A 13,312-nucleotide genomic window follows, 5' to 3' on the forward strand; every position below is an offset into this window, starting at 1 on the left:
GTTCTGAAATATGAAGTAGCTGAGCAGCCTGGGATTGAGTTATGCGTTGATCGCAGATTTCCTGCAAGACCGACAATCGTTTAAGTTCTTTATCCGACATAGACACCAACATATCAAACCGTCCGCTTCAATAATCGCAAAAGTGCATATTCTAAAAGCGGACATTTTTACTTTGGAGAAACCAGACATTTCTATTTTGGGCTTACATTTTGGCTTCGTATAACGTGTATTATGTTAATCTCAAAGCTACCTAAAATTAACTCTTTCGCTTATAGTTAAATTTCAGCTATTCATGCATTTAAATAATTAATAAATATTTTTATTAATCATTCCCTTAAATTCATCGTTAAAACTAGGGATTTCATCCTTAAAACATGTTGAACATTTTCTAAAATTTAAACTTAATAAAATTTCTTCCTCAATATTATTCATATCAAAATTATTTTCATATTGAAATGCTGTCATTATAGCCACAATTAAATTCGCTTTTAAATTTGCAAGTTCATTTGCTACTTTCTTCTCTTCCTCAGAACGATTTTTTTCAATCCATCTAATTTTTGCTACATCCCAATACCGCATTTGAAAAACTTTTTTATGTAATTCTGATTTTTTTGGGAAAAAATCTAATTCTTTTGATAAAAATTCAATTTGTTTATTAGCATCTTCTAAAGATAACATTGCTATTTGCTTTGAAAAATCTACTGCATTTGAATTATCTTTTATTTCACGACCAAAGTTTATATCTGCAATACCAAACTCTATTTTTAATGAAGTAATAAAGCCTTCATCAGTTAAAGCATCTTGACTCTTATACAATTGATCCATAACGATTTTTCTAAACTTAGCAATAATATGATCTCCTTTATCTTTTACCTCTTGAGGAAGATAAATATTAGACCATTTTGCTTTTAATCTGGGACATTTATCACTTTTATGAAAAGCAGGATAGTTTTCTTTATATAAATATTTTTTACTATCCTCTCTTTCGATAGGATTAAATTTAATTGGTCTGTTTAGATTAAGACTTCTAAAGAAAAATTCCATTTTTTTTAATTTATCTTTTTCAATTTTAGATAAACAGTCAATATTTTCAAAATTTGGAGTAAAAGATATTCCATTTGTGCTTTCTTCATAACATACAGCATTTATGAGTAAGTCTAGATTATATGTGGTAATAAACATTTATATCTCAAGATGAATATGATGAAAATTTTTAAATATCTTTATCCAAAAGGAACTCTATTTTTTGTTCGAAAATTTGGTTTTGCTCAAGAATTTTTAAGCATCCACCAGAAATAATTGAACTATCTATAGCGTATAAATCATTAATTAATTCAATATTTCGAGAATCAGATAGCAGTTCAAATACTAATGCTTCAGTTATATCATCAGTTAGAAGTGAAGCCACTGGGGTTTTCATTGTAATAGATATAATATCTATCATAGCAGCAATTTTACTTGGCACCCGTAGAGATACCACTTCATAAACAGATGTATTACTTTCTTCCAATGTATCTTTCAATTTCTCTCTTAATGTAGCCATTAAATTTTTCCTAATTTTCCATCTTTATGTGCTTGAGATATTTTTTCATGGATCTGATCTCGATCAGTATGTTCTTCTGAGCAAGCATTTTCATATCTACATAACTCTTCTAACTCATGAACCACTGAATATTTTTGGCTTGCTAGATCCAAGACCCATCCCTCTTTTGGTGAAATACCTGCTAATTTATTGGCAACGTTTGCAACATAATATGCTGCTCTTGTATCTAAGGTGCACAAAGTATTCAATAGAATTTTTTCTACAAGTTGATTAAGTAATTGAGATCTCGATATTCCAGAACGTGCAGCTAAAGCATCTAAAATAACTAAATCAGTTTTATGTACACGGACATTATACTTTTTGATATTAGGTTTATTAGAATCAACTAAATTTTCAGGTACTTTTGCAAATGCTTCAGTGTTAAAGATAAGTGGCATAATTTTTCCTATTTCTTAACTTAAATTAAGGTCATTATTTGACTTTAATTTTCGATTAAATGAATCATTAAAATAAGTTGTTATTAAAGTATCCTTATCATCAACTATAGTAATACCACCACGTCTTTCTAAAACCTCTAAGGCTTTCATAATTCTATAAATATCTTTTCTTTTTAGAACTATCTTTTCGCCTTTTTTACTAGGTTCCCCAAAAATATTAGCTAACATTATCATATCCTGATTAATATTACGCTGCTTCATTCTTTGGATAGAGTGATTAGTTAAGTTCACCATATATCTCCTCATTTAATCTACACACAGGATACAATTGAAATAAATTAAAGTCAAATTTTAATTTATTAAAAAGTCAGATTATTGCATTTTTTGACTTTTATTATTTTTTCATTTCTTATTTAACATAATGGGCGTTATACGAAACGCCTTTTTAAATAGTATTATTTATCAAATAGTTAACTCAATAAATCCAAAACCCAAAAGATCAAAAAACACACGTTTTTACAACTCGTGTGTTTTTTAAGCAGATTTGTAATCTTTCGCCAATAAAATCGTCTAAAAAACGCTCAATTTCGGGGTTTTTTAAATTTTATCAATGCTTGAATCCTTAAAACTATCCCCAATTGCTGGGGATAAAATTTAGGCTATTTTGTACGCTTAGGCTCACATCAATCTCGGCCCTTTGCTGCTATGCGGCATACTGGAATTTTCCTATGATCAAGTCATCAGGAACAGGATGTTCCATAACATAAAACAAAAATTATAAGTTATTGCACATGGACCAGAGGGTACAACAGCACAATCAGCAACGATAAAAAACCCCGGCAGGATGCTGGGGTTTTTTATTATTTAGATTTCTTAAATCAGCGTCGGGTGTGCCGTCCAGGATACGAATTAAAGTCGCTTAAAATAACGTCAATAAATATTGAAAAAGTCATAAAATGTGATATGTTTCACACTCTATTTTTTAGTAGTAAAATTTTTTTATGAAACTATTAAAAAATAACAGCAAGTTTTTAAAAAAACCATCTGTTTCATTATTAATAGGCCCTTATATGAAAAACTTTATCACTACAGCATTATTGCTTTCTTCTGGCGTATTTATAGCAGGACAGACGAATGCTTCTACTAAAGCTGCGGATACAACCTTCCAAGTTAAAATTGAAGTTGTATCAACATGTGCGATCAGTGCTACAGATATCGATTTTGATAAAGTAAATAGTGGTATCGCAGCAACAGATAAAACAGGTAATCTAAATGTAACCTGTACCAGTCAGACACCCTACAGCGTTGGTTTATCTAGTAGTGGAAAAATGACTCATACGACCGACCCTACGTCTAGCATTGCTTATCAATTATTTAAAGCATCCAGTGATACAGCAGAGTGGGACAACGACAATAATCGATATTCTGCAACTGGTTCAGGTAGTGTACAGACTATCCCGGTAGTTGCTAAATTATCTGGCTCTACAAATGTACGCGCTGGTAACTATGCAGATACCGTCACAGCCACAGTAACTTATTAATTTTTATTATCGTAAAGAGTCCACATGAAAAAGCCAGCCAAATTCTCTCATGTATTCCACATTTGTGGTGCAGGAATCTTGGCAGCTAGTATTTTTATAACACAGGCGCATGCTGCCAGTTTGCAAGTTGCGCCTATTTTATTAGAATTTTCACCGCAAGAAAAAGTCAAAGAACTTTGGTTGACCAATACAGGTAATGAGAGTATTCGTGCACAAGTACGAGTGAACGCTTGGACACAAAGCAATCAACAAGATATTTTAACAAACTCCAAAGATCTAATTGCTAGTCCTATGGTCATTAGCATTCCTGCCGGACAACGGCAATTGGTTCGATTGATCCGCAATACTCAAATAGCAAGTACGACTGAACAAGCTTATCGCCTCATCGTGGATGAATTACCTAACTCCCAGACTAATGTACAAAGTGGTCTACAATTGTTACTCAAATATTCCATTCCTGTTTTTTTAAAAGTATCGGACATTAATGATACAGATCAAGGCATAACATCCCTGCAAGGTATGAGCTTTAAATATAATAAGCAAACACTAACAATCAACAATCAGTCTGGTCATTATAAGCGCTTTAGTCAGTTTGCCTACATGGATGCGCAAGGCAAAAAAATACCAATTCAAATGGGATTGATGGGTTATGTACTTAGTGGGAAAAGCATGCAATGGAAAATTCCAAATAATATAAATGTTACGCGTGGTGGAAAGTTTATAGCTGTAGTTAATATGGATCTTCGTGAACAAACTCTACCATTATCTCCCTAATACAAAATAAGCTTTAGGGATAGGGAGTTTCTGATCATTGAATGTTCGAGCAAGCAATTTTATACTTGCAGGAATGATGCTGGTCACAGCACCAACAACATTTGCAGAACAATACTCATCCAATATAGCCAGTGCGATTCAACAGGAATTGTATTTGGATGTAGAAGTAAATCAGTCTACACAGATTCAAATTGGTCATTTTTTACAACAAGATCAGCAACTCTATATTGATGTAGCTTCCTTAAAAAATTTCGCCATTACTACCGAGATAGAACCAATCATAATTGATCAGGTATCCTATATCGCACTTGATCAGATTGAAGGGCTAAGCTATAAATATGACGACCTCAATCAAAAAATCTCAATCCAAGTACCTATTACACTGTTAAGCAGTCAACATCAATATGGCTATCAGCATCTGCCTGCTGCAAAAGTTAATCCATTGCATGAAAAAACAGGTGTCTTACTCAATTACACTGCTTTTGCTCAGCAGTATGAGAATATATTTTCTTTAAATGGTTGGAATGAATTTCGTGTTTTTGGGCTATTTGGTGGGGTATTCAGCCTTTCTGGTAACTACCAATATCAAGATAATGCCTTTATAAATCATCATATACTGGATACATATTGGGAAAAAGATATCCCAGAAAAATTGCTTAGACTACGTTTAGGTGATGCACAAAGTAATGCACTATCATGGACACGCTCTACTCGATTGAGTGGTCTTAGCTTATCGAAAAATTTCGCTTTACAACCCTATACCGTGACGACCCCCTTAATGAGTTTTAAAGGCCAGGTAGCATTGCCTTCACAAGTAGATTTAATAATTAATGGTATTAAGCAGTTTTCAGAAAATATAGTACCTGGGCAATTTGATATTCAATCAGTACCGAGTATTACAGGTGCAGGCAATGCACAAATGGTCATTACAGATATTAATGGCCAACAGCAAGTACTGAGTATTCCCTTATATGGTACAAATAACCTACTCGCACAAGGCTTAAATGACTGGTCTTTTAATGTAGGTTATCCAAAGTTAAATTATGGCTTATCTTCATTTGATTATGCACAAGATCCTGCATTTAGTGGGAGCTATCGTTATGGAATATTAAATAAACTTACTCTGGAAACACATACTGAATTGACCGATCAATTGCAACAGGTAGGACTAGGCACACTCTATCAATTAGGCAAACGTGCAGGACAGCTTAATCTCTCTTATGCTTATAGTCGTACACCTGAGCAACATGGACAATTATTAGGCCTAGGTTATAGCTGGAACTCTACATTAATAAGTTTAAATTATAATGGACTACGACAGTTTGGTGAGTTTAATGACATTGCCAGCTTGAATGATGCGGCATTTGCCAGTAAATCAGACCAATTTTATATAGGTTTTAATACTAAAATTGGTCAGTTGGGAAGTAGCTATATCCAGCAAAAATACACAGAGCAAGAGAGTAAGTTTGTATTGCTGAACTGGTCTTATATCTTGCCGCGACGTATGAACATGAATTTAGGTTATAGTCATGATTTAATTAATAAAAAAGATAGTTACTATCTATCACTTAATATCCCTTGGGCGCAACGCAACTCAGCCACAGCATCAATACAGCGTAGTCATGATAACCAACAGTTTGGTCTCAATATAATGCATGCGCTAAATCAAGATCAGGGAGGGATGGGATGGCAAGCCATGGCCAATCGTACAGATCAATACTCACAGTTTCAGGGGCAGATCGACTATCTCGGTCGCTATGGGTTAGCACAATTAAATGTGCAACATACAGCATCAGACCAACAAAATAATACCAGCGCTTTTGCCTCAGTCAACGGAGGTTTAGTTATTCTAAAAGATGTGATACTCCCCACACGTTTGAGTAACGGTTCATTTGCTATTGTCTCAACAGATAATATTGCTAGCGTACCGGTGCGTATGGAGAATCGTTTGATTGGTAAAACTAATCAGAAAGGATATTTGCTATTGGATCGTCTAAATCCATATCAGCATAATAGTGTAGCAGTTGATACCCTAAACCTACCAATAAATTTAAAAATAGAAACAACACAGCAAGATGTTGTACCTCGTCAGGCAAGTGGTGTATTCGTTCGTTTTCCAATGTATCAAGTGAAATCCGTGCAATTACAGGCAGTCGATGATCAGGGAGAGAATCTCGCAGTGGGTAAATCGGTTTGGGATATTCAACCATCAATACAGCAGCCTTCTAAAACCATTGTAGCTCATGATGGTATTGTATATTTAGATGATGTGAAAAATAATAAATTATATATTGGCGATGAGCTTAAGCAATGCCAAGTGAATCTTCCTGAAGTTTCCACTCTTGAAGGTTTTAGCGATTTAGGAAGGGTGGTATGTCAATAACTCATCAATTTAACCGAATCAAAGCTTATGGCCTCATCAAGCGTTTAGCTTGTATGAGCTTATTGTTTTTAGCTTATAGCATATGCTCTTCATCTGCTTATGCAGAGAGTTGCTGGGTAAGTGGAGGTAATTTAAGCCTAGGCACAGCGAACATTCAAGGCTCGATGACAGCTTCTACGGATATTACCGTAACATGTAATTCAAACTGGAGTCAGCCCGTGACATATAAGATATGTATGGTAGTTGATAGTATAGATCCAGCGGCTAAAGATCCTCGCACAATGATTAACTATGATAACTATCCTGCTTCCTTATTAAATTATAACTTATATTATGATGTCGCACGAACACGCAAGATACCAAACTCAGACGCTAAAAACACAGCTCAGTGCCAGTCTGTTCAAGTAGGTGCTAATACAGGAAATCCAAGTACATTAGTCAAAATATATGGTCAAGTTCTTGCAGGACAAAATGTACCTGCTGGCTCCTATAAAACCAATAGTACTTCTATAAAGCTATACTATGCTTATCGCTATGGCTTAGAAACACCTTCAGATTTAGAAGCTCTAGCTAGTCAAAATAGCTCAACTAACAATATAGTCGTCAATTCTAACTATGAAAATAGCTGTTTGATTTTATCTGCATCAGATATAGATTTTGGTTCAGTGGAGCTATTGAATAATACTTTATATCGTTCAGGGACTATTCAATTAGCATGTCCAATGGGTACCAATATGAAGGTAAGTTTAAATAATGGTCTAAATCCATTGGGCTCACAAAGACGTATGAAAAATTCTTTAGGAAGTTATATTCAATACGGTTTATATCAGGATCCAAGTCACTCGAACATTTGGCAGGCGGATACTTCATATTCTATAACCCACCAGACTATCCCTGTTTATGCGATGGTCCCATCGCAAAGCATTAGCAGTATAGGGAAATATTCCGATACCATTACTGTGACTTTAACTTATTAGAAAACTCTATATTTAATAGGTAATCGTAGCAGTAACTGTATCTATATATTGACCGGCAGGAACGTTAGTATCAGGCACTTTCCCCCAAATGGTAATATTTTGAGTTTGTCCTGTACCGTGTTGTGAAAAAAGATTTTCAGAGCTGTTTCCCCATTCTTTGCTCATAGATGCATCTTGATAAAGTCGATATGAAAGCTTCAAGGAAGCATCCTGAGTATTCTTTAGTGTACCATCACTATTTAGTGAAATATTGTAAGGCGTACCATTAGTACATGAGACATTTAGACTACCCGTTGCCTGGATATTTTGGGTATTACGAGAAATCGTACCAAAATCTATATTAGAAGTAGAACCTGTGCCGATATCACAAATTTCATTGACTTTTATTTTGACCTGAAACTGTGTGGACTGCCGGTCACTCATGGTATAAGCAGAGACTGAAACTACAGCTAGAATTACAAATGAATATTTAAAAATTTTCATTGAATGTGCCTATATCCAATATAGATAATTATATTAATCTGAATTGTAGAGAGTAAAAAGCTAACTATTTAAAGTAATAGTCTGGATTACGCACTAAATTTCATGATTCTAATCATATTATTCGATTTTACTCAACTATGCTGCCATCTAGTAAACAATTCAAAAATAAAAGGGCAAACAGGCTAGATTTAACATAAAAACTCTTATGCGAAATCCCATTTCAAGTACCTAATTCTATTTCTATCATAGTATAAATTTAAAGCACAAAAAAGGACGCCGCAGCGTCCTTCTTTATTTTCATTCGATCAATCAAACAAACGATCAAAGAATGATTTTTTCTTTGGTGATGATTTACTGTCTTCACCATCCATAGTTTCTTGCAGCTCTTTCAACAGTTCACGTTGACGTGCACTTAAATTAACTGGTGTTTCCACTACAATACGGCACAGCAAATCACCTTGCATGCTGGTACGTACCGGTTTAACACCTTTGCCACGTAAGCGGAACAGTTTACCCGTTTGCGTCCCTTCAGGAATTTTCAGGCTTACTCGACCGTCTAGAGTCGGAATCTGAACCTCCTTACCTAACGCTGCATCGGCGATTGAAACCGGCACATCCATATACAGGTCAGCACCATCACGCTGGAAGATTTCGTGCTCACGCACCACCACTTCGACGTACAAATCACCTGACTGACCATCACGAATCGCTTCACCTTTACCGGTCAAGCGTACGCGGTCGCCATTATCCACACCCGCAGGAATAGTAACTTCCAGCGTTTGCTGACGATCCGACACACCTGAACCATGACATTTATTACATGGGTTCTTGATGATCTTGCCCTGACCGCGACAGGTACTACAAGTTTGCTGCACCGAGAAGAAACCTTGCTGCATACGCACTTGACCGGCACCATGGCAGGTACGGCAGGTTTCTACATCATTTGGATTTTTTGAGCCTTTACCATCACAGGCATCACATGGTGCCGGTGCAGTAAAAGTAATGGTTTTCTTGACGCCTTTGACCGCTTCTTCCAGGGTCAATTCCATCACATAGCGTAAGTCCGAACCACGGCGCGCACGTTGCTGGCCACGACCACCGCCACCACCGAAAGCACCACCGAAAATATCACCGAACTGGCTGAAAATGTCTTCTGCGCTGAAACCACCACCGAAGCCACCACCGCCGCCCATACCCCCTTCAAAGGCCTGATGGCCCATACGGTCGTACATGCTGCGCTTTTCACCATCAGACAGCACTTCATAGGCTTCTGCTGCTTCTTTAAATTTATCTTCAGCTTCAGCATTGTCCGGGTTACGGTCTGGATGATATTTCATCGCCAACTTACGGTAGGCTTTTTTGATTTCATCATCACTAGCGGTTTTAGCGACGCCCAAAACCTCATAATAATCACGTTTAGCCATGTCTGGCGATGCTCCTCACGGAATTTTGTTTAATATTCAACTGAGGTCTGAAATTGGGGTCAAACCTGATTTTACAAGGGGAAATATGAAAAAAATTATATGCTTTAGAACACAGCTTTATTTTGAGAGAATTTATGCAGGCCTTTAAACCAGGCATTGAGCAGGAAAACAAAGGCAATAAAGCTGAAAATCACCCCGGTCACGACACAGGCTTTGACCCATAACTGGCTGTCCCAGGCAAAGAAAAACAGCGGAATAAACCACAGCGCAGCAAAGAGCGCCAAAATGGTATAAATCACGATATTTCGCATGATCCACAAGGCCTGTGCTTGTAACCAGACTTCGGCATAATCGACTTGTGTCACTTTACGGGCCAACCAGTAGGCAAAAAGTCCACTAAATAGCGTAAATAAGGCCAAAAACATGAAGACATAAGCCATCGCTACGGAACGTCGCATCTTGGTTAATGTAGTTTGAGTCATGTTGGTTTAACCTCATTACCGGATTGGCAGTTCGGCCAATGCAGTAGTTACTTATTTTTTTAAATTATAAAAATCTCAGCTGCTACTATATTGAAAATTTCAATATTTCGCACCTGAAATTATGACAATTTTAAACAGAATTTAAACTTTTTTTCACTTTAAACCATTGTGCATATAAGGCAGGCAGGAAAAACAGGGTCAGAAGTGTCGCCACAATTAAACCGCCCATAATTGCCACTGCCATCGGCCCGAAAAAAATACTGCGGGACAAGGGAATCATGGCTAAAACAGCGGCCAATGCGGTCAAGACAATCGGGCGACAACGGCGTACTGTGGCATTAATAATGGCATCCCACTGCGACTCTCCGGCCTGAATATCCTGCTCAATCTGGTCAATCAGAATCAGCGAGTTGCGCATGATCATTCCGGATAAGGCAATCGTTCCGAGCATCGCAACAAAACCGAAAGGTTTATTGAAAATTAACAGGAATAACACCACTCCGATAATGCCCAAAGGTGCAGTCAGGAACACAATAAAGGCCCGTGAGATGCTTTTGAGCTGAATCATCAGCAGGGTCATGACGACTGCGAGGAATAAAGGCATGCCGGCATTGACCGAGTTCTGTCCGCGAGCAGATTCTTCAACCGTACCGCCCACTTGCAGCAGATAGCCATTCGGCAGCTCTGCCCGGATTTTTTCCAGTGGCTCTTTGAGTTCATTGACCACAGTAGCGGGCTGCAACTTGCTACGAATATCGGCACGCACAGTAATGGTCGGTAAACGATTCCGATGCCAGATCAGGCCTTCTTCAAAGCTGTATTCAATCTTGGCCAGCTGCGCCAAAGGTACCGATGTACCGGTTGCGGTCGGAACAGCCAGACTGGCTAAAGATGCTACCTCCACCCGTTCAGCCTGAGCACCACGTAAACGGATCTCGATCAGTTCACGTTTTTCCCGATATTGATCAATACCAGCCCCCAAAATCGAGCTGTTCAGCACATTGGCCAGTTCACTGCTGCTCACCCCAAGCTGACGGGCACGATCCTGATCAATCTGCAATTTGATGACTTTGCTCGGCTCTCCCCAGTCCAGATGCACATTGGTGGTATTCGGATTTTCTCCCACGGTGGCTGCAACTTTCTGCGCCCATTCACGGACTAATCCTAGGTCTTCACCCGACACCCGGAACTGCAGTGGATAACCCACCGGTGGGCCATTTTCCAGCAAAGACACCCGGGTACGCACTTCTGGCAATAACTTTCGAATCTGATCACTTAAGGATTTACGGATTTCATTTCGATCCTCTAAAGAGGATGCCAGCACTACAAACTGGGCAAAACTGGTTTGCGGCAACTGCTGATCGAGCGGTAAATAGAAACGCGGCGATCCCATCCCAACATAAGCCACATAGTTATCAATGCCCTCTTGTTTCGATAAAAAGGCTTCGACTTTTTTTACTGCAGCTTCAGTGGCTTTCAGTGATGCACCTTCTTCAAGTTTGAGATCCACCAGAATTTCAGCTCGATTTGAAGGTGGGAAAAACTGCTGCGGCACCAGCTTAAACATTAAAATAGACAGGATAAAAATTCCGACCGTGGCAACAATGACAGTTTTACGATAGGACACACAGGCATTGACCCAACGGCGAAAGCCCTGATAAAACCGGGTTTGATAAGGGTCATAATGTTCGCCGGCATGATGCACAATCGGCTGAGGTTCTGGCTGTCTGCGCAGACGTGCCCAAAGACGCTGGTACCACGGTGCTTTCTGAATTAAATCTTTGTTGAAATCCGGCAGAAGTTTATCGCCTAAGTATGGGACAAACAGTACCGCGGCAATCCAAGACACCAGCAATGCGATGGTCACTACCTGGAAAATCGAACGGGTATATTCCCCGGTACTCGATGCTGCAGTGGCAATTGGCAGGAAACCGGCAGCGGTAATCAGAGTCCCGGTCAGCATCGGAAAAGCGGTGGTGCGCCAGGCATGCCCGGCCGCCTGTAAACGGCTATAACCCTGCTCCATTTTAATCGCCATCATTTCAATCGCGATAATGGCATCATCGACCAAAAGACCCAGGGCCAGAATCAGGGCTCCCAAGGAAATTTTATGCAGTCCGACATCAAACAGCTGCATACCGGCAAAGGTCATGGCCAGCACCAGTGGAATCGAGAAAGCCACCACCAGACCGGTCCGGAAACCGAGCGAGAAAAAACTGACCAGCAATACGATAATCACCGCTTCTGCCAGCACTTTCATAAATTCGTTAATGCTGCGTTTGACCGCCACCGGCTGGTCCGAGACTTTTTGCAGCTCCATGCCAAGTGGCAGGGCTTTTTGCAGGCGGGCGAATTCCTGTTCTAGATTTTTACCCAAGGCAATGATGTCCCCACCCTTGCGCATCGATACAGCAATACCAATGCCGTTTTCGCCCATAAAGCGCATCCGGGGCTGCGCCGGATCACTAAAGCCACGATAGACTTCTGCGACATCCCCCAGCTGAATGGTTTTGCCATTGACCAGCAGCGGCATCTGTCTTAACTCTTCAACACTGTTTAATGCACCACTGACCCGCACCTGAATCCGGTCTGAACTGGTTTCAAAAAAACCGGACTGGGTGGTGGCATTTTGCTGCTGCAGAGCTTGCTGAATCGCCATGACTGGAACGCCCAGCTGAATGGCCTTGGTATTGGAAATCTCAATCCAGATTTTCTGGTCTTGCAGGCCAATCAGCTCAACTTTGGCAACATCTTTGACCCGTTGCAATTGCAGCTGTAAGCGGTCGGCGTATTCCTTGAGGGTCGCATAGTCAAAATCTTTACCCTTGAGCACATAAATATTGCCAAAGGTATCGCCGAATTCATCATTAAAGAACGGACCTTGTACCCCTTGTGGCAATTCATGCCGGATATCGCCCACCTTCTTGCGCACGTTATACCAGACATCAGCGACATCTTTCGAAGCCAGGGAATCCTTGGCAACAAAAGTCACCATGGATTCACCCGGACGCGAATAGGCCATGATGCGGTCATACTGTCCCGTGGTCATCAGTTCCTTTTCAATCCGGTCAGTGACCTGTAGGGATACTTCTTTGGCACTGGCACCCGGCCAATAGGTCTGGATCACCATGACTTTAAAGGTAAAAGGTGGATCTTCACTTTGTGACAGTTTGGAATAAGAGACGATGCCGATCAGACCGAGCAGGATCATGAAATACAGCACCAGACCTTTATTTTTTAAGGCCCATTCCGACAGGTTAAAGTTCAT

12 protein-coding genes are annotated in these 13,312 nt (G+C 39.3%); 4 read left to right on the top strand and 8 right to left on the bottom strand.

Annotated elements, in window-relative coordinates:
- Window positions 1–306 precede the first annotated feature (306 nt).
- Genes FTU42_RS13115 through FTU42_RS13130 form a run of 4 tightly spaced genes read right to left on the bottom strand, consistent with a single transcriptional unit; the run spans window position 307 to window position 2,274 of the window.
- A complete protein-coding gene (locus FTU42_RS13115; RefSeq protein ID WP_180083552.1) occupies window positions 307–1,182 on the bottom strand; it encodes a hypothetical protein in 876 nt (291 codons plus the stop codon).
- A gap of 31 nt (window positions 1,183–1,213) precedes the next feature.
- Window positions 1,214–1,543, bottom strand: coding sequence for a hypothetical protein (locus FTU42_RS13120; protein WP_005108764.1), 330 nt, complete (start codon window positions 1,541–1,543; stop codon window positions 1,214–1,216).
- Complete coding sequence (locus FTU42_RS13125) at window positions 1,543–1,980, bottom strand: hypothetical protein (RefSeq protein WP_005108767.1); 438 nt, start codon at window positions 1,978–1,980, stop codon at window positions 1,543–1,545. The genes FTU42_RS13120 and FTU42_RS13125 overlap by 1 nt, the downstream gene beginning before the upstream one ends.
- Before the next feature lie 15 nt (window positions 1,981–1,995).
- Window positions 1,996–2,274 carry a DUF4258 domain-containing protein gene (locus FTU42_RS13130; RefSeq protein ID WP_005108768.1) on the bottom strand — a complete coding sequence of 93 codons (279 nt, stop codon included), beginning with the start codon at window positions 2,272–2,274 and terminating at the stop codon, window positions 1,996–1,998.
- A 707-nt stretch (window positions 2,275–2,981) separates the two neighbouring features.
- On the opposite strand from FTU42_RS13130, the gene FTU42_RS13135 reads away from it, so the two are divergent.
- The 4 genes from FTU42_RS13135 to FTU42_RS13150 are packed head-to-tail and all read left to right on the top strand — an operon-like array spanning window position 2,982 to window position 7,655.
- Window positions 2,982–3,521, top strand: coding sequence for a spore coat U domain-containing protein (locus tag FTU42_RS13135; RefSeq protein ID WP_180078786.1), 540 nt, complete (start codon window positions 2,982–2,984; stop codon window positions 3,519–3,521).
- A gap of 24 nt (window positions 3,522–3,545) precedes the next feature.
- Window positions 3,546–4,295, top strand: coding sequence for a molecular chaperone (locus tag FTU42_RS13140; RefSeq protein ID WP_166134614.1), 750 nt, complete (start codon window positions 3,546–3,548; stop codon window positions 4,293–4,295).
- A 37-nt stretch (window positions 4,296–4,332) separates the two neighbouring features.
- Window positions 4,333–6,678 carry a fimbria/pilus outer membrane usher protein gene (locus FTU42_RS13145; protein ID WP_180078784.1) on the top strand — a complete coding sequence of 782 codons (2,346 nt, stop codon included), beginning with the start codon at window positions 4,333–4,335 and terminating at the stop codon, window positions 6,676–6,678.
- Window positions 6,669–7,655 carry a spore coat U domain-containing protein gene (locus FTU42_RS13150; protein ID WP_180078782.1) on the top strand — a complete coding sequence of 329 codons (987 nt, stop codon included), beginning with the start codon at window positions 6,669–6,671 and terminating at the stop codon, window positions 7,653–7,655. The genes FTU42_RS13145 and FTU42_RS13150 overlap by 10 nt, the downstream gene beginning before the upstream one ends.
- 12 nt (window positions 7,656–7,667) lie before the next feature.
- Here FTU42_RS13150 and FTU42_RS13155 read toward each other — a convergent pair whose 3' ends face one another.
- From FTU42_RS13155 to FTU42_RS13170, 4 genes are all read right to left on the bottom strand, one after another.
- Window positions 7,668–8,138 carry a spore coat U domain-containing protein gene (locus FTU42_RS13155; RefSeq protein WP_159138977.1) on the bottom strand — a complete coding sequence of 157 codons (471 nt, stop codon included), beginning with the start codon at window positions 8,136–8,138 and terminating at the stop codon, window positions 7,668–7,670.
- Between the two features lie 305 nt (window positions 8,139–8,443).
- A complete protein-coding gene (dnaJ, locus tag FTU42_RS13160) occupies window positions 8,444–9,562 on the bottom strand; it encodes a molecular chaperone DnaJ (RefSeq protein ID WP_005094779.1) in 1,119 nt (372 codons plus the stop codon).
- A 104-nt stretch (window positions 9,563–9,666) separates the two neighbouring features.
- Window positions 9,667–10,044, bottom strand: coding sequence for a hypothetical protein (locus FTU42_RS13165; RefSeq protein WP_180083555.1), 378 nt, complete (start codon window positions 10,042–10,044; stop codon window positions 9,667–9,669).
- 130 nt (window positions 10,045–10,174) lie between these two features.
- The gene (locus FTU42_RS13170) at window positions 10,175–13,312 is read right to left on the bottom strand and encodes an efflux RND transporter permease subunit (RefSeq protein ID WP_180083557.1); all 3,138 of its coding nucleotides are present in this window, start codon (window positions 13,310–13,312) and stop codon (window positions 10,175–10,177) included.

This window comes from Acinetobacter sp. YH12102 (assembly GCF_013419125.1).
GTDB classification, from domain to species: Bacteria; Pseudomonadota; Gammaproteobacteria; order Pseudomonadales; family Moraxellaceae; genus Acinetobacter; species Acinetobacter pseudolwoffii.

Excerpts from the sequence above, each read along its gene's own strand:
- FTU42_RS13115 (WP_180083552.1), bottom strand. The coding sequence starts at position 1,182 with ATGTTTATTACCACATATAATCTAGACTTACTCATAAATGCTGTATGT.
- FTU42_RS13120 (WP_005108764.1), bottom strand. The coding sequence starts at position 1,543 with ATGGCTACATTAAGAGAGAAATTGAAAGATACATTGGAAGAAAGTAAT.
- FTU42_RS13125 (WP_005108767.1), bottom strand. The coding sequence starts at position 1,980 with ATGCCACTTATCTTTAACACTGAAGCATTTGCAAAAGTACCTGAAAAT.
- FTU42_RS13130 (WP_005108768.1), bottom strand. The coding sequence starts at position 2,274 with ATGGTGAACTTAACTAATCACTCTATCCAAAGAATGAAGCAGCGTAAT.
- FTU42_RS13135 (WP_180078786.1), top strand. The coding sequence starts at position 2,982 with ATGAAACTATTAAAAAATAACAGCAAGTTTTTAAAAAAACCATCTGTT.
- FTU42_RS13140 (WP_166134614.1), top strand. The coding sequence starts at position 3,546 with ATGAAAAAGCCAGCCAAATTCTCTCATGTATTCCACATTTGTGGTGCA.
- FTU42_RS13150 (WP_180078782.1), top strand. The coding sequence starts at position 6,669 with ATGTCAATAACTCATCAATTTAACCGAATCAAAGCTTATGGCCTCATC.
- FTU42_RS13155 (WP_159138977.1), bottom strand. The coding sequence starts at position 8,138 with ATGAAAATTTTTAAATATTCATTTGTAATTCTAGCTGTAGTTTCAGTC.
- dnaJ (WP_005094779.1), bottom strand. The coding sequence starts at position 9,562 with ATGGCTAAACGTGATTATTATGAGGTTTTGGGCGTCGCTAAAACCGCT.
- FTU42_RS13165 (WP_180083555.1), bottom strand. The coding sequence starts at position 10,044 with ATGACTCAAACTACATTAACCAAGATGCGACGTTCCGTAGCGATGGCT.
- FTU42_RS13170 (WP_180083557.1), bottom strand. The coding sequence starts at position 13,312 with ATGAACTTTAACCTGTCGGAATGGGCCTTAAAAAATAAAGGTCTGGTG.